Below are 26,896 nucleotides of genomic sequence, written 5' to 3'. Positions count from 1 at the left end.
TTTGAGTACGCTTAAAAACAGTTTTTTAGATGCTTGGTAGCTTAAGAATTTCCAATTCCGATGTTTTTTATGGTTGACATATCACCACTGGGCTTAAATGTTGGAAGCAGGAATGACAACAGCATGACAAGCTTTTTCATAAAATTCAATTGGACCTGCTCCTCCTATAATTGCATATTCATATCCAATTTCGTGCATATCTTTTAAACAATGATGGAGGAGGGAATATCCTATCCCCTTTACTCGATTAGATTTCGCTACACCCATTGGGCCAAAATAACATTTTTTATTTTGATAAACGTCAAATCCAGCAAATCCAATAAGATCTCCCTTACTATCAAAAGCTACATAGATGGAAGGCGCAGTACTTAAAAATGCACTTTTAATTGTTTCTGACCACTCTTGCGAAAAATGACTTTCTACAAAATGAATTAGCTTGTTTTTATCATCGCGATTGACTCTACGAATATTACTATAAATCAAATCTGGGAAATTGTAATTGTGAAGATGAGCAACCATATCCCGCGAAGTCGTACCAAGTTTTAAAATCATTTTCTTGTCTTTTTCTGAAACGAATTCCTCAAGCATATTCGCCTTTATTATTGCTTTAAGTAAGTGTCCTTCATTTATATAAACCTGGTTATAGTTTTGCATATAACAAGTGGCTTGTTCCAATACTGTTAAAACATCATTTGTTATTGGAACATTAAATAAAGTATGGCTCGTAACCTTCTTGTCTGATTTTGGATTAAGTTCATTAACCAAATTTCTTATAGAAGCTTCATCTATAGTACATTTTAATACAATTTCGCCAAGGACCCCCTCTTTTTCTTTTAAAGAAGCAAGTAAAAAATGAATAGGCTGTAACACTTTATGTTGTGAAGAGGTAGCTTCTTTTTCTGCATTCTTGAAGATTCTTAGCATACGATTTGTTAATTTTATATTAGATGAATTCATTTGCCCCTCATCCCTTCGTTTTATCTGACCTTAATGATCGAGCTATATGTAATTTTTAATTGTCAGAACTTTATCTTATCATTAATCATTTTTTCTATAAATAAAATTTGAACTACTTCGTGGGGATCCCCTTTGCTTTTTCCATTTATAGATCATTAATGCCTATACATCGTCACCCATTTGCTTTTTCTTTAATAGTATAAGGATGTATAGAAGGAGGAGACATAAGTGGAAGTAGCGGTGTTAGACAGGAAGTGGATAGAAGAACATTTTGTAACACTTCCATTATGGCAACAGTCAGCATATACCGACTTCGCTGCCATGGTTGCAGATGAAGTAAATACGTTTCCCTGTATTCCAGCTAGAAAAGGTTTTTTATCGAACGAGCTTCGCTATAGTTTTATCGGAGATCCACGAGAGGAGCAATCGATAAAGACGTTAGCACGATGCTTAAAGGAATATGATAAGTGCGCTAAAACGTTTGGTAAATATACAACACATACCATTTTCTTCAAAACCCCTAATGATATGCATAAAAATTTCGATGTTGAAGATTACAGAAATTTATTTTGGTCTGTTTTAAACAATTTGACTAAATTCGATGATATCGATTGGCCAAAGGAAATTCCAACCGATCCAGCGCAGCATGAATGGGAATTTTGTTTTAACGGTGAGCCTTATTTTGTGTCTTGTGCAACGCCCGCACATAAATTGCGCAAGAGTCGTAATTTTTCTACTTTATTAATGGCCTTTCAGCCACGCTGGATATTTGAAGAAATGAACGACTCTACTGTCTTTGGTCGAAAGTTAAAGAAGCTTATTCGTCAACGTATTAACGAATACGATGCTATTCCAGCTCATAGTGATTTAAAATGGTATGGGCAAGAAGGTAGTTATGAATGGAAGCAGTATTTTTTAAGTGATGATAATAGTAGTGCATCGAAATGTCCTTTTTTACGAATGCAACATTCTCTGCAGAACAAAGAACAATAATCAATTATGCCTCGGTATTATTGTGTCTGAATTGGCTTTGTGCTAGCACAAAGCACTCCTTTCCGATTCCGTGCCATCCGCCGGAGGCTTTGGGCCAACAGATGTTTTTTGCGCGAAAGCGAAGCGTCAGCAGCATGATGTTTTTTGCGCGAAAGCGTAGCGACAGGTACAGATGTTTGGACACCCGCTGAAAGAAGTTAAACATGCTTACCGTGTTTTTGCCTTTTCATGACAATCCAAGTCGCAATTCCTATGATGATGATAAAAAGCAGGCTCACGAAAAAACCGAGTCTGCTTGTTTTTTCCCCTAACGTCCCAGACACCGTCACTACAATGAGCAACATCCCGATACTATTCTTCACATGCTCCCACTTTGACAGCTCCATTAGCTTTCTATATGTCACTAATATAAAGAGCCAGTTATAAATTAGCATTAAGCCTGCCGCTGTAACCAAATATTCAAAAATCTTTTCTGGCATAAGAAAGCCTATAACAATAGTGATGATTAAACCACTAGCTAAAAAAAGAAATGCAGGAAATGGAATCTTCATCTTCCCTTTTTTCGCCAAAGCCGTTGGAGCATCATGATCCTCTGCCAATGTAATGAGAATCGTTATAACCGCATATAAAGAGGCGACCATTGTTGAAAAACCTGCAATAATTAACACGCCATTAAAAATGTCTGCAAAAAAAGGAATGTGATAGCCATTAAGCGCTGTAATAAATGGGCTTTCCTCAATATTAAAGTCCTTCCAAGAAACAAGCGTCAAAGCAAGCATAATAGCCATTATAAAAATGACAGTTATAGTAATAATCATGACTTTTCCAGCTTTCGGTGCTTCTTTAGGATTTTTTAAATCAATGACCATTAATCCCATAACTTCAATCCCACCAAATGCATAAAAGGCATATAGCAGCCCAAGCCATAGTCCTTTCACACCTTGTGAGAAAAATTCTTCATAATTTGCATGCAGTGAATCGAGTGTCGTTGATTCCGAATTAAATCCTTTTATTAGTAAGACAACCGCTACTATAATAAACATCACAACCGCTGCTGCCTTTAACGCACCAAAAATATTTTGAAATTTTTCAAAGCCCTTCATACCCGTAAGAATAACAGCTAATCCAAGTGCAGCATAAATAGACGCAGCAACCCATAATGGAAGCGTTGGAAACCACAGTTTTGTGAAAATACCAAGCGCCGTCAATTGGCTACCCATAATGAGCATCTCAGAAATCAAGTAAATCCAGCCATTACTAAATCCTGCCCAATTGCCAAAAGCTTGCTTTGCATAAGTACGGAATGAACCTTTATCTGGATTATCAACTGACATCTTAACAAGAGCATCATAGACAATATACGTAGCAATTGCCGCTAACAAAAAAGGAATCACAACAGCAGGACCACTTTTATGAATGGCCATACTTGTCCCAAGAAAAAATCCTGTTCCTAGTGTACAACCTATACCGAGAAGAGAAAGCTGCCACCAAGACAACCTCCCTTTTCTTGTTTTAGATGTCATTTTGATCAACCCTCCTGCCTTTTTGCTACTTTCTTAACAATGGCAATGTCATGCAACGAATGCCACCACCGCCTTTTTCAAGCTCTGTGACATCAATTTCTATCAAATTCTTCTTTTGCAATAGTGGATGCTTCGTCCATTGCTGCTTCGTTGCTTGCTTACTAATTAACAGTGTTTCGGGATTAAGATTGATAAAATTAATATCAGGGATTGTGTTATATTTTTCAAGCCAGTAAACGTCAAAGCCATGGTGATTTAAAAATTGCTCAGTCATTTCAAAACGATTTGTTTCAGCTGTGAATACATGAACAGGAAAATAACGCATAAAGTTTTTAGCTATTAGCAGATTAGCGTTCGTCACATTACAATTCATATCTAAATGAAGTGTATCGGAGCGTCTTGGCAAATCAATGATCGCAATTTCCGAAAATCCTTCTTGGAAGATACGATCCTTGATACTTTCCACAGCCTCTAATGTTGTTCTCATCCCAATATTAATAAGTACGGCATCTTTATTTAAAATCAGCACGTCTCCACATTCTAAAGCAGTCGAAGGTTGTTTAACTTTTAAATTTTTTTCTGGAAACCACTTTTCTAATAATGAGTGTGCATGTGGATACTCTGGACGCCTTAGCGAACTACCTGCCTCTCCAAGGAAAATACTATTTCCTATAACACAGGCAAGATCGCGTACAAAGTATCTATTAATAAGCTGCTCACTTACTGTTTTCTGATCAGTTGTTAGCTCTTTCGAATAATCAATAACATGGACACCCGCATTTTCTAGTGTTGTCTTAAATTCCATAAAATTCTCCATTGCTTTAACATGATTAACAGTAGCATCCCATCCTACATTTTCAGCTATTGTTAAATCTGGTACATCTAATTTTGAAGGTGCACAAAGCATAACAACCTTAAGTTCTTCATGCTCCGACCAACAATTCGGTTGAAATGAGTCCATATTGTATTCTCCCCTTCTTCATTCCTATCACTGTTAGCGTTACCACCAAGATTGGGATTATACAAATTAAAGGAGGATTTTTTTGTTATTTAGATAATTCATATATATAAGTATAAAAACAATTAAAGAAATGAGTGTAACTATGGAATATTATAAATTTTTAAGACAATATGTAGGACACCAACCCATCATTTTACCTGGTTCAGTTGTATTAATTCTTAATAACGCAAATGAAGTGTTATTACAAAAAAGATACGATGGAGGTTGGGGTCTTCCAGGTGGTTTAATGGAATTAGGAGAAAGCTTAGAAGATACCGCAAAAAGAGAAGTGTTAGAAGAAACAGGATTGGTTATAGCGGACCTAAAGTTATTAGATATTTTTTCTGGTCCAGAGTATTATCTTAAAGTTCCGAATGGGGATGAATTTTACTCAGTTACGGCAGTCTATTATACAAGAAATGTTAAAGGCAATTTAGTTATTGATTATAAAGAATCAGAGACAATGCAATATTTCTCACTATTAAATTTACCGGATGGATTAGATAGCAGATATATTGAACCATATATAACGCAGTTAGTTATAGAATAAGATTTAGAGAGAAAACTTATTACGTCTTCTCTCATTATAGTGTTGAAAATGCACTTTTTAATGTAGGAAAATCAATGCTAATGAACTACTTATTGTAAGCCTCTATCAATGAAAATATTGGTGATAAGCTTGCTCAGCATCCATTTCGCTAGTAAATATTAACATATCGTTTGTTAGTGGATAATACGAATCAAAGAGAAGTAGCCCCAGTTCATTTGGATTATCAGGATTGTTCACCACTGCCGCTTCCTGTATGTTTACTACTTGCTGAATAGATGGATGTTGATAAAAAATGAAAACTATATCCCCTGCACTATATTGCTTTTGCTTCATTCCATCACCTTCCTAAGCCTTTCCATTAGTTTGGTGTAAGAAGATGTTAAATATAATCAATTTTTGATTTCTCATATAGATTTTATTTAAATACAGAAATTTCATGGTTATGGGAGCTTATCTTTTTGGAATGGAAATGTTCGTGGTGCAACACTTATAGGCAACGAGGCAAGAACATTACAAACTAGTTGATCGTGTTGGTAATAATCTCGCTCACGGTGCTGGCTTGTGGGATCAATTAGCGATAGTCTTCCTGTCAATGTTGGTTAGCCGATAATTCGTGTTAGTGAAATGAGGAAGTGAGGGGGATTAATTAAATCTGATAAAGTAGAAAAGGATTTATTGAGCGAGTGAGGCTTCCCAAAATGTTCATACCACAACTAATTACAGGCCAGTTTCTCTTATAAAATCAAAAAAGCAAGTCACCTTTTAATGATGACTTGCTTTCTCTTCAATTTATTTCGTCAAATCAATTTTTTTATTTAATAAATAAATAGTCATACCACCAACAGTCATGGATAGCAATTCTCCAACACCTACTGTAAACCAGGTTGCCCAAAACGGAAGATCATAGAGAATTGTTAATTGTCCTGCAACGGTGAACATTGATATAGCAAAAATCAATGCAGTAATAACCATCTTCACAATATCATTTGTTATATTTTTCGTTACTTTTCGGCAAAGAATTAAAACGAGAAATGTCGCAATTCCACCAATAGGTACATCTAATATCCACGTTGGTGACATGAAATTTGCGAGTACTACTCCTAGAGTCACTGCTAACATATAGCGCTTATTGTATAGGGCCAGGTAGTTAAACATCTCCGATAAGCGTAGTTGAACTGCCCCAAAACTAATAACTGACAATAAAACAGTTACAGCCACATATAAAGCTGCAACAAGTGCCGTCTTTGTAAGTTCGGTTACAGAAGTACGGCTAGAATCTTTTACAATAGATGTATTCAATTTTATTCTCCTTTGTAAAATAGCACATCCGCTATTTTAGTAATAACTACGGCCAAAGGAAGAGAGCTTTTGCCCTATCTGAAGTGCCGCAGTGCAAGCTAAATTTTTGCTTACTTGCGTATTATAGCAGAAGAATATCTTATAGAACAATACTATTTCGTCAGCCAGCCGCCATCAATCGGCATAACAGCTCCATGAATATAATCAGCTGCTGAACTTGCTAAATAAAGTGTTAAACTTGCCACTTCACTTGGTTGAGCCCAGCGTCCAGCAGGCGTTTCATCGGCGACCCATTTTGCAATTGCACCGTCACCTTCAAAATCCGCTTTGTTCATCGGTGTTTGAATGGCTCCCGGTGCAATGGCGTTGGCACGAATTCCTGCACGACAATAATCTAAGTCTAACTGCTTCGTATAGCCAACAATTGCATGTTTAGACGCTGTATATGCCGCACCTCCACCGCCGGCAACAAGTCCAGCAATAGATGCCATATTAACGATTGTTCCAGATTTTCGTTTAACCATATGGGGTAATATCGTATTTGTCACAAAATAAGTACCTTTTACATTGGTATTCATAATTTTATCCCAAAGCGCCTCATCTGTATCAAGCGTTTTAGCAAAGCCATCTAAAACGCCTGCGGTATTTAATAAAATATCTACTTGCTTAAATATAGAAATCGCAGCTTCAAATGCGTGCTCTACATCGTTCTTATTACATACACTACCTACTGTATAGGCAAATAGTTCAGGAAATTGGTTATGTAGATTTACTAACCCTTGCTCATCTAAATCAAACCCGAATACACTCGCCCCATTTTCTAAAAATGCAATAGCTTGGGCTTGACCAATACCTGAAGCAGCCCCCGTTACAAATACCGTTTTACCGTTATATTCTTCAAACTTCATATATATCTCTCCCCAAAAAACAAAGAAACCACCTCATTTGAGATGGCTCTTTCGATTAATTGACAATTACCCAATCTTCCGCTAATAAATCACAAACTGTCGGTGTGAACATTGTATAACCCTCACCACGTACATTAATTAAAAAATAAGGATTCAAAGCCTCGCCATCATGTTCGCTTTGTCCAACAAGCTTCACATACAATTCGGCACCGCCCCAACCTTTACGAATTACTTTTTCTCCCGCTTTTAAGCGTGGTAATATCTCTTCAAACGTCATTAAAATTCATCCTTTATTTACATTCTTTATCGGATTAGTATACTGGAATTCTTGAATGTTGACAACCTGTTAAAACTAGCCCTCAAGTAAAACCGTATAAAGTAGTTGTTGCCCATTAATGTCAGCAATGATTGGAAAAAATCTCTGTTCCACTTTCTCCAGCCTAACGTTGACTTTTAAACCATCCCTAATTTTCTCTACTCATCTCGCAAACATATTTTTTCATTTGCACTTGCTCTGTCTTAACCTCAAGCCCATTTTCCATCAAATAGCTCGCCGCCGGATTGCTTGCTAAAAAGTTAACTGTGGCTAAATTTACTTTATGATTTGTAATGCTTGCGATAAAGTGTGGAATATGTTCCACATTGCCATTCTCCAATAACTCTAATTGATAAAGTACTATGTGGTTAATGGCTCCATCCTGATCCCATACTATTTTATATAACATATAGCCAAGCGCTTCATTATTCTCGTTGTAAAAAACTTTAGCTTCACCTTGTTTATTACTTTGCCAGCTACATTGCCAAGGAACATCTTCCTGATAAAAAGATAAATATGGAAGCTGTTCTGGCCGAATTGTTTCCACATGAATTGCGACTTGCCCCTCTACTTTTGCTTCATATTCGCCACTTAAAAATAACAATTGATTAGTAATTGTATAGCCATACTTCTCATATAACGCAATTGCTACTTTATTCTCTTTTATAGCTTCAAGCGTTGCAACCTCCACCTTCTCTCTTTCATAGATGGCGGTTGTTTCTTCCATTAAAACACGAGAAACACCTTTACCACGATAGTCTGGAGAGATACCTGTTCCGCCATTCCATGAGGTTTTCTTACCATTTATTTGTCTGAAGCCATTTAATACAATACCCACAGGATTATTATGATCAAATGCGACAATTGAAAGCTCTGGCGATAGTCCTTCTCCAACGAGTCGGTTTAAAAACATCTCTTCATTCATTTCTATTTGTACAAAATACCCCTCAAAGCCTTTATTCCAAGTTTTTAAAGTTTCCTCTAAAGTGCATTGTGAGACCGTTTTTATGTCCATACTTTTCTCCCATCCCTAGCTTAATTAGAGCTACTACCTAAAAGTGGTAGATCTTCTAAAGTTAATTTTTTTATTATTTCATACCCATTTCCAGGACCTTTTGGCTTAATAATAACCATTCCCATATTAGAAATATTCCCTAATCCAACACCTTCGGGAAAGCTATGGGCAACAATCACTTGATTCGTACCCTGTGGTGGCTCTCTTTCTAACATCGATTGTAGATTTGATAATATATTTGTTTTTTCAACGATTGGAATGTTTCCACCCAATTTATAAATTTCATATCCAAGTGGATCAATTTGGATATAGGAATAAGGAAATGCGAGCTGTGCCGTTTCAATTGTACGACAAAAAGGACTTACGACAATCGGTGAACTGATCGGGATTTGTAAATAGCGAAGCATTTGTCCAAAGTAAATTGCCTCCCTTCGCCCAACTTCAGACAAATTTCTTTGAGTATAACAATCTTGAAAATTTAAATTTAGCTGATCTACCCCGACAGTTGCTTGGCCATGCCTCGCATACAAAACAAATCCACCCTTTTTCAATAAAGAAAGGATTGATTTATCCAAATATTTCATCTCCTCTTAATAGAGTACCATTTTGATTATTATTAATATATGAAATGAATTGCTCAAAAAATGTAAAAATGAAAGTTGAAAATGCTTTTCACATAGTGAATGAGTTACTTCACCAGTAGAGCAGCTAATTTAGTCTGCAATTCCTTTATTTCGCCGGATGAACTTCTATTTTAGCCGCTAAACCCCTTTACTTCGCCGCTAAAACTCCCACTTTAGCCACTAAACCCCTTTACTTCGCCGCTAAAACTCCCTATTTAGCCGTTTGCCGTAAGGGGGAAACTTTGTTATATGGGTACCGTCAGGAAAATGCGAATTTACAACGCTAAGCCCATTTTCCTGACGGTACCTCTTATGCAGTTTTAATTTAATCCTATTCATCAGATTTTTGAAATCTTATTCTATCCTTATTTGTTGGAATTCCATTATTTACTTTTTCCCATTTGCCATTTTTAAATAATTCGTATTGTTCAAAAGCAAAAGGCAATCCGTGTGCAGTAGTGATGTCACTACTATCCATAAGTTGAAAATGCAAATGCGGAGCAAAGGAGTTACCTGAATGACCAACTCTAGCAATTACTTCACCTTTTTTTACACTCTGACCAACTGAAACCTGAATTGCCCCTGTTTGAAGATGGACTAATGCAGCATATACATTGTCGCCACATTCTATAATGATGTAGTTGCCAGCAACTGATTGTATGTCGTCTTTCTTCGGGTCAAAATAATGAGCATTTTTATAAGCGTTAGACATATCTGAAAGCAATTTTGTTCGTGGTCGTTCTTTATAACCATCCTCTGCTTGGACAATAACCCCATCGCAAGGAGCATATACCTCTTGCCCCCAACAATAATATTCATCTAAGGGGACCCCAAAAAGTAGATAATGCGCCAAACTAACGCGATAGGCGGGCCAGCCCTTTCTTTCCCAATCCACTTGTATAAAGTCATAAGCATATCTTGATGCTAATTTGTTTGTGCCGTGACTCGGAATTTTTGTACCTGGAGTGTTAGGAGAGTGCCATTCTCCTCTCAAAGGAAACTCTACAATTATCGGCTCACGCGCATCAATCATCTCATATCCCTCCCCCGTCGATTCTTTACCTACATTATTGAAAATGACTAGTGCTACAAGGGGAAGTCCCAGTACAATACAGACACGTGCAGTCAACCGTTTTTTTCGTGTTGAACGCACATTTCCCAACCCCTTATTCATTTAATTTTGTAGAATACTTTTCTAAGTTCATCAAAATATCCATCAAGTTTTTCAACAACGAGTTCATAGTTTAAAGACTGCGATTCTGAATTTCTAATATCATCTAATATTTCATTAGTAAATCCAATATTAGACCAAAGTATAAACTGCTTGCACTTTTCTATATCCAACCCTTTTCTAAACTTATCTTCATCTATTTCATCAAATAATTTAGGATAACAGCTTGAATGTTCTTTGTTTGTTCTATTTTCAAGTTCCTCATTAACCTCGTTGGAATTAGTAGTTCCTGAAAGTTTATTAAACTCTAAAATCCAAGGGGACTTTTCCGATAGTTTAATTTGCAAAAGATATGATTGACGCAATCTGTCAAAAATATCTTTCGTATCATAATTCATCAATTCAAAATATTCTTTTTTAATTAGGTCAGAGAAGTAATCATACACAACAAGAAATAGCTCCTGCTTGCTACTGACATAGTGGAACATAAGGGCTTTAGAAATTCCGGCTTCTTTTGCTATTACATTTGTTGAAGCGTTGTCATACCCCTGTGATGAAAATTCTTTTAACGCTGCATTTAGAATTGCGTTCCTTCTTTGAGAGTCTAAATCTAATAACTTTGTCAACATTCGTCACTCCTTTATAAGAAACATGATTAACCTATTAGGTCAATTCCGTTTTAAGGTTATTTACCTAAAAGGTCAACGAATGTGTTAGTTCAACAAGAATTACACAATTTTATTATTAAATTTTGAATGCAAACAACTTTTAAGAGCCTTATTACAATAAAATGAAATACACGACTTTAGTGATTCCAGCGATCATTTCGGAGGAGCAATCCGTCACTTCGGAGGTTCTTTCCATTAATTCAGAGATTCTATCCATGATTTCGGACGTTCTATCCATGATTTCGGATGTTCTATCCATCATTTCGAAGGTTCTATCCACGATTTGGGGCGTTCTATCCATCATTCCGAATAAACTATCCACGACTTGGGGCGTTCTATCCATCATTCCAAAGGTTCTATCCATGACTTCGGACGTTCTATCCATCTTTTCGAAGGTTCTATCCACGACTTGGGGCGTTCTATCCATCTTTTTGAGGGTTCTATCCACGACTCGGGGCGTTCTATCCATCTTTTCGAAGGTTCTATCCACGATTTGGGGCGTTCTATCCATCTTTTTGAAGGTTCTATCCACGATTTGGGGCGTTCTATCCATCTTTTCGAAGGTTCTATCCACGATTTTGGGCGTTCTATCCATCATTCCAAAGGTTCTATCCATGACTTCGGACGTTCTATCCATCTTTTCGAAGGTTCTATCCACGATTTGAGGCGTTCAATCCATGATTTCGGACGTTCTATCCACGATTTGGGGCGTTCTATCCATCATTCCAAAGGTTCTATTCACGACTTCGGACGTTCTATCCATCATTCCAAAGGTTCTATCCACGACTTGGAGCGTTCTAGCCATCATTTCGAGGGTTCTATTCACGACTTTAGTGATTCTAGAAGATATCAAGAAGATAATGCTATAAAGGAATATATGCATATGACGAATGAACATAAAGATCCATCTAAGGGCTTGGAGCCGTTCAAAGATTATACTGAGTTTGAGGATTATGTTTTAAAACGGATGGCGGATGAATTAGGAACACAGCTAGAAGGAGAAGATTCAATTAGAGCAATTACTAAATTTTTATCAAAGATTGAGGAGGAACATAAAGACTATTTAGAGAGTGTTGCTTAGAAATGCGTGCGTGTAATAATTGCAAATAAAGCCGTCCAATCCGACGGCTTTATTTGCATTACTTTAACAATTGACTTTTAGTTTGGAAATTTACTTTATTGGAATGGTTACTATTGCTGTTGTCTCTAAATGTTTTGATGAATCGATAGAAATTTGACCGTCGTACTTATTAACAATTTCATTCACAATAAACAAGCCCTGGCCTCTTATTTTACCAGTTTCTAGTTTTTTAGTAGAAAATCCTTGCTTGAATATTTGCCCTGCTTCTACAATATTTGGTCCAGTATTTGTAACCTTAAATTCATATTGCTTGTCATCAGCTTTACAGCAAATTGTTATTTTACGTTGCTCATCCGATAATTCATTTGCCGCATCAATCGCATTATCTATTAAATTCGACAAGATTTTGATTAAATCTGTTGTTTTAATTTTATTAAATGCATCCTGTGATACTGAAAAATCCATATCAATATTATGATTTTGTGCAGTTAGTTTTTTCGTTTGTAATAAGATCGCCAAGCCAGGATGATCAATATTTAATTTGAGTGACTTAATAGCCTGAACCTCTTTGGATAGTGAATATAAATATTGTTTGGCCTGATCAGGTTTGTCTAATTGCAGAAATCCATGCAGTACTTGTATGTGATTTGTGAAATCATGTCTTAAAGAGGACACGGAAGTGATTAAAGTTTTAATTTCTGCTTGATATGTATCTTCTGTCGCTTCAACTTCCTCCGCCACTTCTTTTTGATACCATCTCTGTAAGAAGAAAACTGAGCCAATCACGATTAAAATAAGTACACCATTAAAAATAAAGACTAAAAGATTGTCTTCGATCACTTTTCCCTTAATGTCATTTAATGTGTCTGCACTAATATCAATTCCTATGTATGCAATAACCGCCCCTGTTTCATCCTTAATCGGTGCACCAACAGTTAAGTAGGAGCCATATATAGAATCTTGTATTACATCTGTTATAAATGTTTCTCCATTATAAGCTTTTTGCACTTGTGTCTCGGGTACTGTACAGTCCATTCCGATATAAAAGCCTTTAACTTCACTTGGTAAACCCATAATCATTGCTTTGGATACCTTTGGATTTTCAATATCTAATGTATAAACAAATAAAGCACCTATTTTTACTCTTGCATCGTTTAAGTAGCTTCTTATTTGCCAATAATACTCATTTTCCTCGGGGTTATCTAAAAATTGTTTGTACGCCTCTACATCAATAGTAGATGCGATAGAAATAGCCGCTTTCAGACTTTGGTTCGCTATTGATTCTTCTACTGTCTTTTTCATTTTTATATAAGATGTAAAGATGTTTAAACTTGTAAACAGTACTAATAAGAGAGTTGATAGTATTAAAATTAGTTTTATTTTTCGTGTTTTCATACAAACTGGTACTTCCTTATCTATAGACATGAATAATGCCTTAATTTAGTTGGGCTTGGCTTTCGCAAATACGAAAATCTTTGCCGAAGTTAACATCATGTCATACTCTCCACTGGGGAAATGATTTCAATCCATTATTGTAATCTTCTTTTTTATGGTTGTTCAATTATGCCTCAGCATAATTACTTCCGGAATCAGCTTGGGTAAATGCATACGATTCAGGATTCTTCGCCTCTCTAAATAACAATATTCGTTCTTATCTTATCATCCCAAGAGAGTTTTGACTATTACCAACCCACATTTATCGCCACTTACTTTTTTGGGCTATCTCCTTCCCATTATTGACGTTGGAGAAGTCTGTCTGGAACTGATAAAATGCTAAAACAATTTTTATTTTTCGAGCGAAACATCGTTCCAGTCGCAACCATTAGTTTAATAATCCTTCTCTAGAAAGTAAACTAAAAAGGAGAAGAATTTTTATCATGCCCCCTCCTTATTATATATTGCTTATTCCATTCCATCTTTGTAGTTTAAATCAATCCAACCTTTTAGCCTTTTAGGAAGCGTTAGAGCTTCGTTCAAATAATCTTTAAAAGAAATTGTTATCGGTTCTGCGTCCTCCCCTATTCCAACGATAACTTCTAGAAGCTTTGGCGAATAAACTACAGTATGTAATGTGCCAAAGTATTGTTGATAGTGCTTAAAAAATAACGGAGAATTTCCATTATTAAAATGTCGATAAGCAGCCATTGTAGTCAAATTTTTTTCAATTAAATTATTTATAAAATGTTTTCGATTGACGGACCCTTGAATGTTTTTCTTATTTTTCTCTTTCATACTCGTTGTTTGAAAATGATTCGTACAAATTAACGGATTTTCATATCTTAATTCCTGCTTATGTGGAGAAGCTTCTACTACTATAGATTGTCCGCTTTGATCTGTCATTGAGTAATTGTAACAATAACCATGTGGGAGTTCTGTAATTAATTTAAGTGCTTCTTCAATATTTTTACATTGCTCTAATAATATTCGGACAATCGTTGAAGCGATAAAGCCCTCACCATGGTAATCATTGTTGACAAAATGCAGACCGACAACTAGCCCATATTCATTCATCCCATCAAGTCTACCGATAATTTGTTGGCTAAATCCAACACTTGCATATCCATTCATTGGATTAGAAAATACAAGTCTTGCATCATACAATGTTGGACTAAAATCATAGTTTCTAATATAATTTCCATCTAGCACAAAAGATGTACAGCCCATTTCAGGAAAGGTAATATTATAGCCACTATATATATCAATGACAGAATCCAGCGTTTGAGCTAATCCAACGGCCAATCCTTCCATTTCTTGCAAAAGACTAGGGGAATGAAATTGTAGTAGTTGTTTTGCCATTTGGACATTTATAAAATTCAGAGATTCATTCTGTATTGGATGAGAAGTTGACAGTAGTTCTTTACTTTGCTGAAGCCCAATTTGATAGTAACTGCCCCTTACATTTATAACTTTTACGATTAATTCTTCATAAGATCTCATCACTTTTCTCTCCTTACCTACTGTAATTGGTTTTCTATATTCATCTTAAAGCTTCAAGTAAATATAAGGTCAAGAAATAAAAAGATCAGGCCTATAAAAGCCTGATCTCTACATTCTAAATATTTATTTTTTCCTACTCGATGTCTTTGTCTCATCCTGTACATTTAAGAATTTGGGTCGCGTACGATAACCTGCAGGAGATAAGCGAACTAAAGATCTTTTAATGTCCGTCCAATCTAAATCTGCGCCCATACTTAAGTACGGAACACCTAATACTCGTAAGTTTGCGGTATAAAGAAGTATGAAAAACACCGAAATGAAGAATCCAAATAATCCTAAAAAGGCAGATGCTAAAATGATGATTACCCTGAGAATGCTCATCGCTGTTACGATGGACTGATTGACAAGTGTATAGGCTGCAATACTTGAAGTAGCTATAACTACAATCATGGAAGCGCTCGTAACACCCGATTTAATAGCTGCATCTCCAATAATTAATCCCCCGACAACACTTATTGAACCACTGATAACATTGGGTAGATGAATATTTGCTTCTCGAAATAATTCGAACATAAAAAGCATCATTAATATTTCAAGAGTAGTTGGAAATGGGAGTCCCATTCTTGATTCAACGACAGTTGCCAATAGGATGAATGGCAGTTGTTCTTGATGGTGGGTCGTTAATGCAAGCCAAAAACCTGGTAAAAGTATACTTATTAAGATAGCTATTATTCGTAGTATACGCTCCATAGAACTTACAATAATCGGATACTCATTATCCTCACCGGATTTAAAAAGTAACATTGAATTAGCCGGGGTAATGATGGCATATGATACTCCATCAACTATAATGATAATGCGTCCTCTACTTAAAGCTTGTACAGCAAAATCAGGGCGTCCAGTATAATCGTGTCTAGGTAGAATTTTTGCACTTTGCTCAATTCTCTCCATCAATAAATCCCCACTAAATACAACATCCGTATCAATTCGTTGCAGCTGTAGTTTTATTTGCTCAAGCATTTTTTGATTGACGATATCTTCAAAATAAAGTACAGCTACAGTTGTTTTGGATCGTTTACCAAGTTCATATGTCTCAACACTTAATGAATTAGTAGGAATCCGTTTTCGTAATAAAGCAATATTGATAAAAACATCCTCAATAAAATCATCTCTCGGACCTTTGACAACTAATTCAAGGGTTGTTTCTTTAGGCTCTCGATTCGGTTTTTTAGCGATATAGCTTGAATATAACAAATTCATATCTTCAAAATAAAGTAAAACATGTCCTTTATAAACTCTTGTAATAGCTTCATCTTTACTTGTTATTTTCTGAAGATGGGGAACGTGTAAATTGTTTTGTATATGTTCTTCTAACATTTCCTCTGTTGTTGCAGTAAATAATGATTGAACTCGTTGCACAATAACGGTCTGCAGTAACCGCTCATCAACCATCGCTTCACATTTTATCAAATGTACTTTATGTTGCTGAAAGGAATACTCTTGGAATATCACATCAGCAGAGCGTTGAAATAGTGACTTCAAAGATTTCAAATTTAATTCTTGTTCCATTGAAGAAATATCCATCAACTCCTACTGAGCCAGCCCCTAATTAGTACATTTATGAGTAATAACATAAATACACTTACGGATATTTTCCCCATTGTCTAAAAAAATATTCAAGAAAACTTTAATGTTTATAATACTTTTTCAGAATAATTCATCTGCGAAATTTTCATACTATTATTAGGAAAAATTTATCCAATCATCTTCTTTAAATTTGCCATTTCAATAGCGGACATTGCTGCATCATAGCCTTTATTTCCTGATTTAGTCCCTGCACGCTCAATCGCTTGTTCAATATTTTCTGTAGTTACAATGCCAAAAATAACAGGTACATTTGTAGTTAGTGACACATTTGCAATTCCTTTTGCTGATTCATTACATACATAATCATAATGTGTTGTTGAGCCACGGATTACTGTACCTAATCCAATAATTGCATCATATTTCTTTGTTTCAGCTAACTGTTTCGCGATGAATGGCACTTCAAATGCACCAGGAACCCATGCTACATCGATAGAATTCTCATCCACACCATGACGCTTTAAACCATCTAATGCACCGTCTAATAATTTGCTTGTAATAAATTCGTTGAAACGACCAACTACTACTGCTATTTTTAAATCCGTACCAATTAATTGTGCTTCAAATGTTTTAACCATTTTGAATCTCTCCTTTATTATTTAGTCTAATCATCATAACGTGGGGTTGATTTCCGTTCCGACTGGGCGCTTTGTTATTGCTGTCGCTACGCTTTCGCGCAGAGCAGAGCTTCCTGAGGGCGTCCGATGAGCCCCTTCGCTTGCGCTCCAGGTTCTCGGGCCAACACGATGTTGATCACGAGTTATCACAGGACGTGATGGTTTTAGCCTTCGTTCCTCTATCCGCTAATCCTCAAGGAGTCGCCCAGTCTCCACTCCAATCAACTTATATACATAAAGTACGTTTTAACAAATGTCATTCCAAACTTTTGTTGATGATCCTTTATATTGTCTGTGTGTTTTCTTCCATTATTTGTTTAAGACGATAAGTGGCCAATGCTTCAATTGAAATCATTTTTAAATCATGTTGCGCTGCATATTTAACAAGGTCATTAAAGCGTAGCATTTTGCCATTGTCCCCCATAATTTCACAAATAATGCCCGCAGGAATACTATGACACAGCTTGGCCAAATCAATTGTAGCTTCCGTATGTCCTCTACGCTCTAATACACCATTGTCCTTTGCAATTAACGGGAATACATGGCCCGGTCTACGAAAATCCGCAGCTTTTGCCTGTGGTTTTAGCATTTTTTGTATAGTCATTGCCCGTTCAAAGGCGCTAATTCCAGTTGTTGTGTCTACATGATCTATACTAACGGTAAATGCCGTTTGATGATTATCAGTATTAATACTAACCATTGGCTTTAATGCTAATTTTTGTGCAAGCTCCTGTGAAATCGGCGTACAAATAAGACCTCTTCCATAGGTCGCCATAAAGTTAATCGTTTCTGGGGTCATAAATTCCGCAAGTGCGAGTAAGTCCCCTTCGTTTTCTCGGTCCTCATCATCTACTACGATAATCATCTTCCCTTGTTTTAAATCCTCTATTGCTTCTTCAATTGAATGTAGCAATATCGCCACCTCCAGTTCTTAAAGTGTTATTAGATCAATTATGCCTCGGCATAATTGCGTCCGGATTGCTTAGGCCTGCAAGCATGACGTTGGTCACTCAACCGTTTCCACAGAACGTGGCGTTCTTAGACTAAGTTCCTCTATTTCAGCAGATGTTTTTTGTACCGAAAGCGTAGCGACAGGTACAGATGTTTTGGCTTCGCTGAAAGAAGTTAAAACCCGTTTTTTGCTAAGAAGTCTCTTGAAATGGTTGGTTCCTGTCCATACTTAAGTTGATGCAAAATGTATTTTCCAACTAAATCAGTTTCTACATTGACGAGATCACCAATTTTTTTCATACCTAAAATTGTTTCCTTGTATGTGTGAGGTATCAGTGATACTGTGACACCGTTTTTCTCGACATGAAAGAGTGTTAGACTCGTTCCGTCAATTGTGATGGAGCCCTTTGGAATACAGTAGCTCGTTAACTCCTTCGATAGTTCAATATCAATATAGACTGCATTTGCTAATGGCCGCTTGCGCACTATTTTCCCTACCCCGTCAACATGTCCGGATACAAAATGACCACCGAAACGTCCATTAGCTGACATAGCGCGTTCTAAATTTACCGGATCTCCAACTGCGAGCTGCTGTAAATTTGTTGCGCTCACTGTTTCAGGCATTACATCCATCGTTAGCTCTTGTTCATTAAAATATATCACTGTTAAACAAACACCATTGACCGCTATACTGTCCCCTAGCTTTACATCCTCTACCATTTTCTTTGAAATAACGGTGATTTTCATACTTTGTCGATCGCTTTGCATGGTTTTTACGGTGCCAATATCCTCAACAATTCCTGTAAACATCTTTTCACCTGCTTTCATTCATTTAATAATTTCCGCTCAAACAAAAAACCCCTTAGAATAAAGGGGTTTGGGAGTTCATATACATAAGACGTCAACAAATAAACCTTATGGATATAATATTTTTCCATAGGCTGTCATCTCATCGTTCTTCTCCCATCCAGACTGTCACTGTCGGTTTTGGATTTGCACCAAATCAGCTTGCGCTCACGGACTTTGAATTTCTTCATCACCGCCGATTGGGAATTTCACCCTACCCCGAAGAACTACTGCTATTCAATTTTTTAACCAAATAAAACAAAAACTACTTCCCGACTATAATATGGGAAGTAGTTAACATAAAAGCATACTCAAATACACCTTATAAACTCAAGCGAATTTAAAAAGCTCACACTTTTACCCTTCTCCCATCCAGACTATAACTGTCGGTTTTGGATTTGCACCAAATCAGCTTGCGCTCACGGACTTTGAATTTCTTCATCACCGCCGATTGGGAATTTCACCCTACCCTGAAGGATATTTTTATTTAGCTAGTTCTTACGATAACACTAATTTATTTTATTATCCAGATAATTCTTTATAATTTTTTTCTATAATTCATTTCACATTCGCAAGTTTGCCTATCGTTGCGTTTGTAAATTGCTACAAAAACAATAAATTTATACAGTCAAACTACCATCAACAGAGACAACAGCACCAGCCATGAAGCTTGCTTTATCTGATGCTAAGAATAGGACCGCTTCTGCAACTTATTCTGGTTCACCATGGCGTCCCATACATACACGTGACATTTCTTCTGGTACGTACCCTGTTTTTTCAAGTGTTTCACCAACACTTTGAAATAATGGTGTAACGATGCCGCCTGGACACACAGCATTAATACGAATACCTTTATTTGCATACTCGATCGTGGCGCCTTTCGTTTAACCGATTACCGCATGTTTACTTGCGCAATATACAGCGATACTGTGTTCTGGACGAATACCTGCCGATGAAGCAGTATTAAAAATCGATCCTTTACCCTGCTTTTCCATTACTGGAATAGCACATTTCATGCCAAACCATTCCTCTTTTGACTAAATACTGCCTAACCTGGCCAGTATCAATTCAACTATCGCGTCCTGAATAATGGCGATTTCTCCTGTATTTTTTCGCTTCCTTCACATGCTATGTTGTACCATCCCATTTGTCATAAGCAAAAAATTAATAAACACTTACATAATGAATAACAATAATTTAATTATGCTAAAACTAACTAAGTAAGCTAAAATCTACTATATAATTAAGGAACCTCTATTCAATTAGCACGTTACTTTATAATGGCATTTTTTAAATCTGCTTGACATTAAAAAATTAGTGATATTGTGAGTCATTTTCGTGCCATTTTAACAATGAACGCATAAGTACAATCAGATTCCTTTCTCACATTGGAGGCTTTTTATTGCAAAACATCTTGAAAAAAAAATCTAAATTTATATTTTATACCTTTATCGCAATTTGCTTTATCGCTTCTGTTTTTTTCGTTTATCACAACGAAGCATTTTATGATCGTCCAATTGCGGAAGTTATAAAAACGGAATTAAAAGAATCAAACCCTGTAACAGATATGTATGAAAATGAAGATCATTTATATACTCAGCAAATTACAGCTGTATTAAAAAATGGTGAAAAAAAAGGTAAGCTTATTCATTTTACAAATGAGTATTCAGCATCTGGGGCTTTTGATCAAGAGTACCATGTTGGGAATAAATTATTTGTTTCCATTAAAGTAAATACAGACAAAAATGGAGATTTAACTGGGGCTATTTTAGACGTGAAACGTGATCAGTTTGTCTTGATAGTGGCGTGGATTTTTATTTTTGCTTTGCTAATTGTCGGTAAAAGACAAGGATTATTTTCAATCATCAGTTTAATTGTAAATTCGCTTGTATTATCATACGCTTTGGATTTATATATAAATTCTAATATAAATTTGATATTTATTAGCGGGGTATGTGTTCTTTTATTTACGGTCATTTCTTTAATTCTCATTAACGGCTTGAATGAAAAAACATATGCAGCGATAATGGCAACACTTATAGGAACATTTATTTCTATATTGATTAGCGCTTTAGTTTTGTGGATTACATCCGAGAATGGGCTTCGATATGAAGAAATGCAATTTTTAACGCGACCATATCGAGTGATTTTTATGGCTGGCTTATTTATTGGAGCACTAGGAGCTGTAATGGATGTCTCCATCACAATGGCTTCTTCAATGTTCGCTTTATTTGAGCAAAACGAAGAAATATCTGACCAAGCATTGAAAACCTCAGGGATGGACATCGGGAAAGACATTATGGGAACGATTACAAGTATTTTGTTTTTTGTTTATATTTGTGGCTCAATCCCTATGTTGATTTTATATTTAAAAAACTCTTATCCATTAGGGCAAACACTTTCCATGAATCTTTCATTAGAATTAGCTAGGGCCCTAGCAGGTGGAATCGGTGTTGTCTTAACGATTCCAATCAGTTTATACACTTCTATTTTTTTCATTAATCGAAAGAGGGCAAAATAATGAATGTATTAGTATGGTTAACTGCCATTTTATTCATATTGATGATTGTTATCGGTGGAAAAAAAGGAGTACGATCTTTTCTATCTTTATTTTTAAACTTTGGAGTACTCTTTATCACCATCTTTTTAATGACCAATCAGAAAAATAGTCCAATTATATTAACGCTCATTGCCTGTACCGTCATTAGCTGGATTAGCTTATTTTTTATTAATGAAATGAGTAGTAAAACAGTAACTGCATTCATTTCTACAATGATTACGATTGTAATTTTATTACTATTCATTGTTTTTGTAACGGAGAAATCAATGATTCGAGGATTCGGGGAAGAATCCTCTGAAGAGATTAGCATATTTTCTCTTTATATTGGCGTCAATTTTGTGCAAATTGGAGCTTCCGTTATTATTATGAGTACGATTGGAGCAATTTTGGATGTTGCCATTTCTATTGCTACTTCCATGCATGAGATTCTTCATCATAATCCGTTAATTAGCAGAAAAAAATTATTTACATCAGGTTTAAGCATTGGAAGGGACATTTTAGGTACAGATACAAATACATTATTTTTCGCTTTCTTTGGTGGATATTTAAGCTTGCTCATTTGGTTCAAAGATTTATCTTATTCAATTGGTGAAATCATTAATTCTAAAGTATTTGCCACTGAACTTATTATGATATTTTGCGCAGGTATTGGAATCGCACTTATCATTCCTATCACTTCCTCGGTAAATGCATATTATTTAACAAAAAAACGAGATACAACATCACAAGATGCTTCATAATAGTCGTACCTGTCATCCAGCTCAATACTAACGGATGACAGGTACTTTTTTTGTCCATTCAACTACATAAAAACTGTATAGATAATTTCATTATTGATTTCGACACATTTTTCGGTACAATTTTTACCAAAGAAGTTGCCATAAGCCCCTTTACCCTGAAAAAATATTTACCCATTCGAAAAAAAATTATTCATCTGGGGTCATTTATAATACGCTGTTACATATTCTGTATAATCATGTCATTATTTTAAAATAGGCAGTAACATTTTCAAGAAAAAGACGTCTTTACAATTAGATGATTAAAGGAGAAAGTTTGTCATGAAATATATTATCTTTGATTTTGATGGAACACTGGCTGATTCAACAGCAGTGTTTACATCAGCTTGGAATACGATTGCGCAAAAGTATAAATTTAAAGGAATAGAGTTAAAGGAAATCGAATCATTAAAAAAACTATCTATAGCGGAACGCAGTAAATTATTCGACTTCCCTATGTATAAATTGCCCATGATTTTACCACAGTTTTATCGCCTGTACCGCCAGTCATTAAATGATGTTCACCTTTATGATGGTATTAAAGAAGTCCTTACGGAAATTGATCAAAGAGGCTATAAAATCCTTATTATTTCCTCCAATTCACAGGAGAACATTTTAGAATTTCTAAAAATGAACGGTATTCATTGTGTGTCAAATGTTCTTTCTTCAAACCGTATTTTTGGAAAGGATAAAGTGATAAAAAGTTTTTTAAAGGACTCAGGCATTACACCTTCAGAAGTTATATACATTGGTGATGAACAAAGAGATATTGTAGCCTGCAAAAAAGTGGGCGTGCCTATTATTTGGGTTAGTTGGGGATATGATGCTATTGATGTTGTACAACAAGAGGATCCCGAGTACAAAGTAGCTACACCACAAGAAATTTTAAATATCATATAAGCTAAGAGGATCATAGCAATTAAAAAATGGCTATGATCCTCTTGTTGTTGAAAAAATTATAGTGGGAATGATTTAAAGTGTTCAGATATACCACTGTCGCTCCGCTTTCGCACATAAAAAACATTGCTGCAGCTTCATTTTATTAGAGGAACAGATTGAAGATACATATTAAGCGAAGTGGTTGATTGGAGTGGAGACTGGGCGACTCCTTGGGGATTAGCAATAGAGGAACGAAGGCTAAAACCATCACATCCTGTGATAACGCCTTCGTGACTAACATCCTGCTGTTGCCGCTGCCGCTACGCTTTCGCACAAAAAAAACATCTGTTGCCCTAAGCGGCTCATCGGTCGCCCCCAGGAAGCTTTGCTCTGTGCGAAAGCGAAGCGTCAGCAACCAAGCGCCCAGTCGGAACGGAAATCAACTCCTCGTTTTGTAAAGAGCAATACTATTGCTTTTTCAAGATTTCTACATATTTTTCCGCTGTTCTTAACTCAACTGTAAGAGAATTTTTACTATAGCTAGCTTTAATTAAAAAAGGTACGTTAGTTGTATTTTGAAATCTGAAATCTAAGCCACCATAGGAAACTGTAGCGTCTCTTCCTTTTGGAACGTACCCGACATCTAAAGAATGGTGATGACGTTCAACAAATTTTACTGGTATTTGATCAACCGCATTAAATAAGGTTGAGGACGTTTGACAGATACCTCCCCCAATGCCCATCACAACCTTTTTGTTGATGATTTCTGGTGCAGGCTGATAACCATTTACTTCGTCCCTAGGTCCAACGACTGTATTAAAGGAGAAAGAATCTCCACTTCCAACGATAACATTATTAATTGCCTTCGCAGAAAGTTCAATATTTTTATTTCTTCCTACATCATGCGTATTGAAGTAAGTTGTATAGGATGCCACAACCACGTCTTCTAAATATGGAATATCTTCAAAATTATAGCCGCTTTCTGTAACAGATAGAGGCATCTCCACTGTACCACCAGTTGCTGATGCTTCTAATATTCTCTCTACTAATTCACTTTCTTTTAAAACAGTTAAAGGACTACCTTTAATTACTTTTCCTTGATCGTCCAGCTTATCAAGTATCATACGCTTATCATAGCCGGTTGTATTTTCATTCCCTCTCGCTAAACCTTTTGCTAATTGCTCAATTTGTTTTGTATACGATAGTCTATCACGTTCATAGTCCATTTCTTGCGGTGAAATGGTTTGTACGATGGCTTGTGTAGAAGGATCTACAATTTCAACAACGACTGGCTCTGCTTGTTGTTGTTCAAAGGTAACAGGCTTTTTTACATCATCAGCTTTATGCTCTGACTCTTGAACTTGTTGTTCTTGTTTTTTCTCATCCGCAGATTTCCCCTGACAGCCAATTAGCCCAATCGTACAAATAATACATAGTGTGGTTATCCACTTCTTTTTCAAATAAAACACCTTCCCTATCTTCATACTACAGAGACATCTTATTCGTGTATTGCTGATAGTGTGTTTCATTTCATTATTTTTATTTGTTTATAAAATGAAAACACTCTACAAAGTTGAGTGACATTGTAGAGTGTTTTCATTTTATAGATGCAGGGCACGGTACATCCCTTTATCAATTTTTTCATTTTGCATATTTCACATTAAACCTAAAGATCAATACTATATAAATCCAATCATAAATAAAAATTGCAAGCGAAATGATAGTAATCAATGGTGTTCTAAAATACAAATAGAAGCAAACTGCTGCTAACACAGTTCCAATCATTTTACAAATGGCTATGCCCATTGATTGTCCACTTAAATTCCCTCTTTGAATGAATAAGGCGATAAAAAGCCCTGACATCATCAGATTTTGGAAAAACGCGGCATATATGCCTGCCGTATCTTTGAATTCATGCATCATCGCTAAAATCGTGAGAAAGCTTACTACGAGTGTTATGAAAAAAGATGTATAAAATACCTTTCTCGGAATAATTTTTTTATACTCCTTATAACCATAAAGTAAAAATTGCATCAAAATGAAGATATCCAAAAGAAACCACAGGAAAGTAAGGATCCTTTGCAAGTCATTTAGCGGATACATAAATGAAAAAATAAATTCCCATGAAATATTGGCACAAATTGCGGCCATGGGCATCCCATATCTCTTATCCTTTATTCCTTGTTTGATGATTAATATATATGTAATAATCCAAAATAGCCACATGCCGAATTGGGAAATCAGTATGAATTTTTCTTGAGTCAAATCTACAAACTCCTTCCCTCTAATTATCATTCTTCGATTACTATATGTGAAGAAATCAATTCTTTATGTCAAAAGAATTGTAGAAAATACTCAAGGCTCTTAAAAATCTTAAGAGTAAGCGCCTATACATTCATTAAGCAATCATATATAGTAAGACGAGGTGATGATATGAAAAATAAAATTTATTTTGATAACGACCAATTTATCGCAGGCACTACCTTAAAGGATGACATCGAACTAGAACAAAACAATATGGCACTACATACATGTGTGAATGAAGCTGATGTGCTAGAAAACCGAGAAAAATTGGCAACTACATTGCATTGTAACTTGAATAATTTTATTTGCACTCAACAAACACATAGTGCCAATTTCCATAAAGTCACGATTTCTGATAAAGGACGCGGCGCAGAGCAAATGGACACTGCCATTAGTAATACTGATGCACTTTATACATTAGAGCCAAATTTACTTTTATGTAGTTTTACAGCAGATTGCGTACCTGTCATTTTTTATAATGAAGTTAATGGTCTTATTGGCGTAGTACATTCAGGCTGGCAAGGCACAGTTAAGGAAGTCACACCAAGGCTTTTCGAACATTTGATAGAGCATGAACAATGTAATCCACAAGATTTTCACGTACAAATCGGTATGGCACTTAGTCAGGAGAAATTTGAGGTGGATACAGATGTCTATGAAAAATTTCACAACCTAGGCTATGCTGAGGATTTTATGTATTACAATGCACAAACAAATAAATATCATATCGATAATCAACAAACTGTGAAAAAGCAATGTGAGCTTGCAGGTATCCCTTCTAAGCAGATTTCGATTGATTCAACGTGTACATTCCTTAGCCCAGATGGTTTTTCTTACCGTCAAGATAAACAGGCTGGCAGACATTTAAGCTTTATTATGCGAAAAGAACAGTAGTTAAAAGGGACAATCCAATTATTAATGGAGTGTCCCTTTTGTAGTATTGAAAACCAAAATGGTTAAGAAAAGTCGTTTCATTTTATCACAATAAATTAGAGTGATATGCCTGAGGATACATGCTAAGTGGTTGATTGGAGTGAAGGCTGGCAGTGGATTTTTTCTGTGCGAGAGCGAAGCGTCAACAACAAAAGCAGCTCATCAGACGCCCCCAGGAAGCTCTGCTCTGCGCGAAAGCGAAGCGTCAGCGGCAAATGTTTTATCTATGCGAAAGCGAAGCGGCAGCAACAAAACGCTCAGTCAGAACGGAAATCACCCCTCGTTTTGCAAAAATGACAATATCTTTATCACAAAAGCAAAAAGGATGTATCTCATAAATGAAAT

27 protein-coding genes, 2 pseudogenes and 2 riboswitches are annotated in these 26,896 nt (G+C 35.9%); of the genes and pseudogenes, 8 read left to right on the top strand and 21 right to left on the bottom strand.

Annotated features, from left to right (window positions below):
- Positions 1–93: 93 nt before the first annotated feature.
- Complete coding sequence (locus tag ABH966_RS23705) at positions 94–957, bottom strand: GNAT family N-acetyltransferase (protein WP_370082777.1); 864 nt, start codon at positions 955–957, stop codon at positions 94–96.
- Positions 958–1,185: 228 nt separating this feature from the next.
- Here ABH966_RS23705 and ABH966_RS23700 point away from each other — a divergent pair, with 228 nt between their 5' ends.
- Positions 1,186–1,950: a YqcI/YcgG family protein gene (locus tag ABH966_RS23700; protein ID WP_370082775.1), complete on the top strand. Its 765-nt coding sequence runs from the start codon at positions 1,186–1,188 to the stop codon at positions 1,948–1,950.
- A gap of 197 nt (positions 1,951–2,147) precedes the next feature.
- On the opposite strand, the gene ABH966_RS23695 is transcribed toward ABH966_RS23700, so the two are convergent.
- Positions 2,148–3,473, bottom strand: a complete 1,326-nt coding sequence (locus ABH966_RS23695) for an amino acid permease (RefSeq protein WP_370082773.1) — start codon at positions 3,471–3,473, stop codon at positions 2,148–2,150.
- A gap of 25 nt (positions 3,474–3,498) precedes the next feature.
- On the bottom strand, positions 3,499–4,434 hold the full coding sequence (locus ABH966_RS23690; protein ID WP_370082771.1) for an arginine deiminase family protein: 936 nt from the start codon (positions 4,432–4,434) through the stop codon (positions 3,499–3,501).
- A 142-nt stretch (positions 4,435–4,576) separates the two neighbouring features.
- On the opposite strand from ABH966_RS23690, the gene ABH966_RS23685 reads away from it, so the two are divergent.
- Positions 4,577–5,023: an NUDIX hydrolase gene (locus ABH966_RS23685; RefSeq protein WP_370082769.1), complete on the top strand. Its 447-nt coding sequence runs from the start codon at positions 4,577–4,579 to the stop codon at positions 5,021–5,023.
- 105 nt (positions 5,024–5,128) lie between these two features.
- Here the strand turns inward: ABH966_RS23685 and ABH966_RS23680 are convergent, their stop codons facing one another.
- The 8 genes from ABH966_RS23680 to ABH966_RS23645 form a co-directional block, all read right to left on the bottom strand.
- A complete protein-coding gene (locus ABH966_RS23680; protein ID WP_370082767.1) occupies positions 5,129–5,356 on the bottom strand; it encodes a transcriptional regulator SplA domain-containing protein in 228 nt (75 codons plus the stop codon).
- Positions 5,357–5,812: 456 nt separating this feature from the next.
- Entirely contained in the window at positions 5,813–6,322 is a 510-nt protein-coding gene (locus tag ABH966_RS23675; RefSeq protein ID WP_370082765.1) for a QueT transporter family protein, read from the bottom strand.
- 152 nt (positions 6,323–6,474) lie between these two features.
- The gene (locus ABH966_RS23670; RefSeq protein ID WP_370082763.1) at positions 6,475–7,230 is read right to left on the bottom strand and encodes a 3-oxoacyl-ACP reductase; all 756 of its coding nucleotides are present in this window, start codon (positions 7,228–7,230) and stop codon (positions 6,475–6,477) included.
- Positions 7,231–7,285: 55 nt separating this feature from the next.
- Positions 7,286–7,507 carry a DUF2829 domain-containing protein gene (locus tag ABH966_RS23665; protein ID WP_142508321.1) on the bottom strand — a complete coding sequence of 74 codons (222 nt, stop codon included), beginning with the start codon at positions 7,505–7,507 and terminating at the stop codon, positions 7,286–7,288.
- Positions 7,508–7,694: 187 nt separating this feature from the next.
- Positions 7,695–8,561 carry a GNAT family N-acetyltransferase gene (locus ABH966_RS23660; protein ID WP_370082761.1) on the bottom strand — a complete coding sequence of 289 codons (867 nt, stop codon included), beginning with the start codon at positions 8,559–8,561 and terminating at the stop codon, positions 7,695–7,697.
- A gap of 20 nt (positions 8,562–8,581) precedes the next feature.
- A complete protein-coding gene (locus ABH966_RS23655) occupies positions 8,582–9,145 on the bottom strand; it encodes a histidine phosphatase family protein (RefSeq protein ID WP_370082759.1) in 564 nt (187 codons plus the stop codon).
- A 370-nt stretch (positions 9,146–9,515) separates the two neighbouring features.
- Complete coding sequence (locus ABH966_RS23650) at positions 9,516–10,217, bottom strand: M23 family metallopeptidase (RefSeq protein ID WP_370082757.1); 702 nt, start codon at positions 10,215–10,217, stop codon at positions 9,516–9,518.
- A gap of 137 nt (positions 10,218–10,354) precedes the next feature.
- The gene (locus tag ABH966_RS23645) at positions 10,355–10,981 is read right to left on the bottom strand and encodes a TetR/AcrR family transcriptional regulator (RefSeq protein WP_370082755.1); all 627 of its coding nucleotides are present in this window, start codon (positions 10,979–10,981) and stop codon (positions 10,355–10,357) included.
- A gap of 164 nt (positions 10,982–11,145) precedes the next feature.
- Between ABH966_RS23645 and ABH966_RS23640 the strand changes: the two genes are divergently transcribed.
- Positions 11,146–11,688, top strand: coding sequence for a hypothetical protein (locus tag ABH966_RS23640; RefSeq protein ID WP_370082753.1), 543 nt, complete (start codon positions 11,146–11,148; stop codon positions 11,686–11,688).
- Positions 11,685–12,104, top strand: a complete 420-nt coding sequence (locus tag ABH966_RS23635) for a hypothetical protein (protein ID WP_370082751.1) — start codon at positions 11,685–11,687, stop codon at positions 12,102–12,104. The genes ABH966_RS23640 and ABH966_RS23635 overlap by 4 nt, the downstream gene beginning before the upstream one ends.
- 90 nt (positions 12,105–12,194) lie before the next feature.
- Here ABH966_RS23635 and ABH966_RS23630 read toward each other — a convergent pair whose 3' ends face one another.
- The 8 genes and pseudogenes from ABH966_RS23630 to ABH966_RS23595 form a co-directional block, all read right to left on the bottom strand.
- A complete protein-coding gene (locus ABH966_RS23630) occupies positions 12,195–13,499 on the bottom strand; it encodes an ATP-binding protein (RefSeq protein ID WP_370082749.1) in 1,305 nt (434 codons plus the stop codon).
- Positions 13,500–14,006: 507 nt separating this feature from the next.
- A complete protein-coding gene (locus tag ABH966_RS23625) occupies positions 14,007–15,041 on the bottom strand; it encodes a C45 family autoproteolytic acyltransferase/hydrolase (RefSeq protein WP_370082747.1) in 1,035 nt (344 codons plus the stop codon).
- 123 nt (positions 15,042–15,164) lie between these two features.
- Positions 15,165–16,625, bottom strand: coding sequence for a spore germination protein (locus tag ABH966_RS23620; protein WP_370082745.1), 1,461 nt, complete (start codon positions 16,623–16,625; stop codon positions 15,165–15,167).
- A 170-nt stretch (positions 16,626–16,795) separates the two neighbouring features.
- On the bottom strand, positions 16,796–17,263 hold the full coding sequence (ribH, locus tag ABH966_RS23615; RefSeq protein WP_370082743.1) for a 6,7-dimethyl-8-ribityllumazine synthase: 468 nt from the start codon (positions 17,261–17,263) through the stop codon (positions 16,796–16,798).
- Positions 17,264–17,624: 361 nt separating this feature from the next.
- Positions 17,625–18,215: pseudogene (gene ribB, locus ABH966_RS23610) on the bottom strand (3,4-dihydroxy-2-butanone-4-phosphate synthase); the annotation flags it as partial.
- Between the two features lie 212 nt (positions 18,216–18,427).
- Positions 18,428–19,063, bottom strand: coding sequence for a riboflavin synthase (gene ribE, locus ABH966_RS23605; RefSeq protein ID WP_370082741.1), 636 nt, complete (start codon positions 19,061–19,063; stop codon positions 18,428–18,430).
- A 141-nt stretch (positions 19,064–19,204) separates the two neighbouring features.
- Positions 19,205–19,330, bottom strand: a riboswitch (FMN riboswitch).
- 125 nt (positions 19,331–19,455) lie between these two features.
- Positions 19,456–19,581: riboswitch (FMN riboswitch) on the bottom strand.
- 228 nt (positions 19,582–19,809) lie between these two features.
- A pseudogene (locus tag ABH966_RS23600) lies at positions 19,810–19,971 on the bottom strand (short chain dehydrogenase); the annotation flags it as partial.
- A 12-nt stretch (positions 19,972–19,983) separates the two neighbouring features.
- Entirely contained in the window at positions 19,984–20,115 is a 132-nt protein-coding gene (locus ABH966_RS23595; protein ID WP_370082739.1) for an SDR family NAD(P)-dependent oxidoreductase, read from the bottom strand.
- 386 nt (positions 20,116–20,501) lie between these two features.
- On the opposite strand from ABH966_RS23595, the gene ABH966_RS23590 reads away from it, so the two are divergent.
- The 3 genes from ABH966_RS23590 to ABH966_RS23580 all read left to right on the top strand — a co-directional run bounded on the left by ABH966_RS23590 (position 20,502) and on the right by ABH966_RS23580 (position 23,335).
- Positions 20,502–21,620 (top strand): YibE/F family protein, encoded by a 1,119-nt coding sequence (locus ABH966_RS23590; protein ID WP_370082737.1) that lies wholly within the window; start codon positions 20,502–20,504, stop codon positions 21,618–21,620.
- Entirely contained in the window at positions 21,620–22,399 is a 780-nt protein-coding gene (locus tag ABH966_RS23585; protein WP_370082735.1) for a YibE/F family protein, read from the top strand. The genes ABH966_RS23590 and ABH966_RS23585 overlap by 1 nt, the downstream gene beginning before the upstream one ends.
- Before the next feature lie 318 nt (positions 22,400–22,717).
- Positions 22,718–23,335, top strand: a complete 618-nt coding sequence (locus ABH966_RS23580) for an HAD hydrolase-like protein (RefSeq protein WP_370082733.1) — start codon at positions 22,718–22,720, stop codon at positions 23,333–23,335.
- Positions 23,336–23,781: 446 nt separating this feature from the next.
- On the opposite strand, the gene ABH966_RS23575 is transcribed toward ABH966_RS23580, so the two are convergent.
- Together ABH966_RS23575 and ABH966_RS23570 are read right to left on the bottom strand one after the other, a co-directional pair.
- Positions 23,782–24,774 (bottom strand): VanW family protein, encoded by a 993-nt coding sequence (locus tag ABH966_RS23575; protein WP_370082731.1) that lies wholly within the window; start codon positions 24,772–24,774, stop codon positions 23,782–23,784.
- Positions 24,775–24,955: 181 nt separating this feature from the next.
- Positions 24,956–25,579, bottom strand: coding sequence for a transmembrane-type terpene cyclase (locus ABH966_RS23570; RefSeq protein ID WP_370082729.1), 624 nt, complete (start codon positions 25,577–25,579; stop codon positions 24,956–24,958).
- Between the two features lie 168 nt (positions 25,580–25,747).
- Between ABH966_RS23570 and pgeF the strand changes: the two genes are divergently transcribed.
- The gene (pgeF, locus tag ABH966_RS23565) at positions 25,748–26,512 is read left to right on the top strand and encodes a peptidoglycan editing factor PgeF (RefSeq protein ID WP_370082727.1); all 765 of its coding nucleotides are present in this window, start codon (positions 25,748–25,750) and stop codon (positions 26,510–26,512) included.
- Positions 26,513–26,896 lie beyond the last annotated feature (384 nt).

The sequence above is a fragment of the Lysinibacillus sp. RC46 genome, assembly GCF_041262385.1.
In the GTDB taxonomy this organism is placed as follows: domain Bacteria; phylum Bacillota; class Bacilli; order Bacillales_A; family Planococcaceae; genus Lysinibacillus.
Note: the sequence above shows the minus strand (reverse complement) of the source record. Positions and strands in the feature narration are given on the sequence as shown.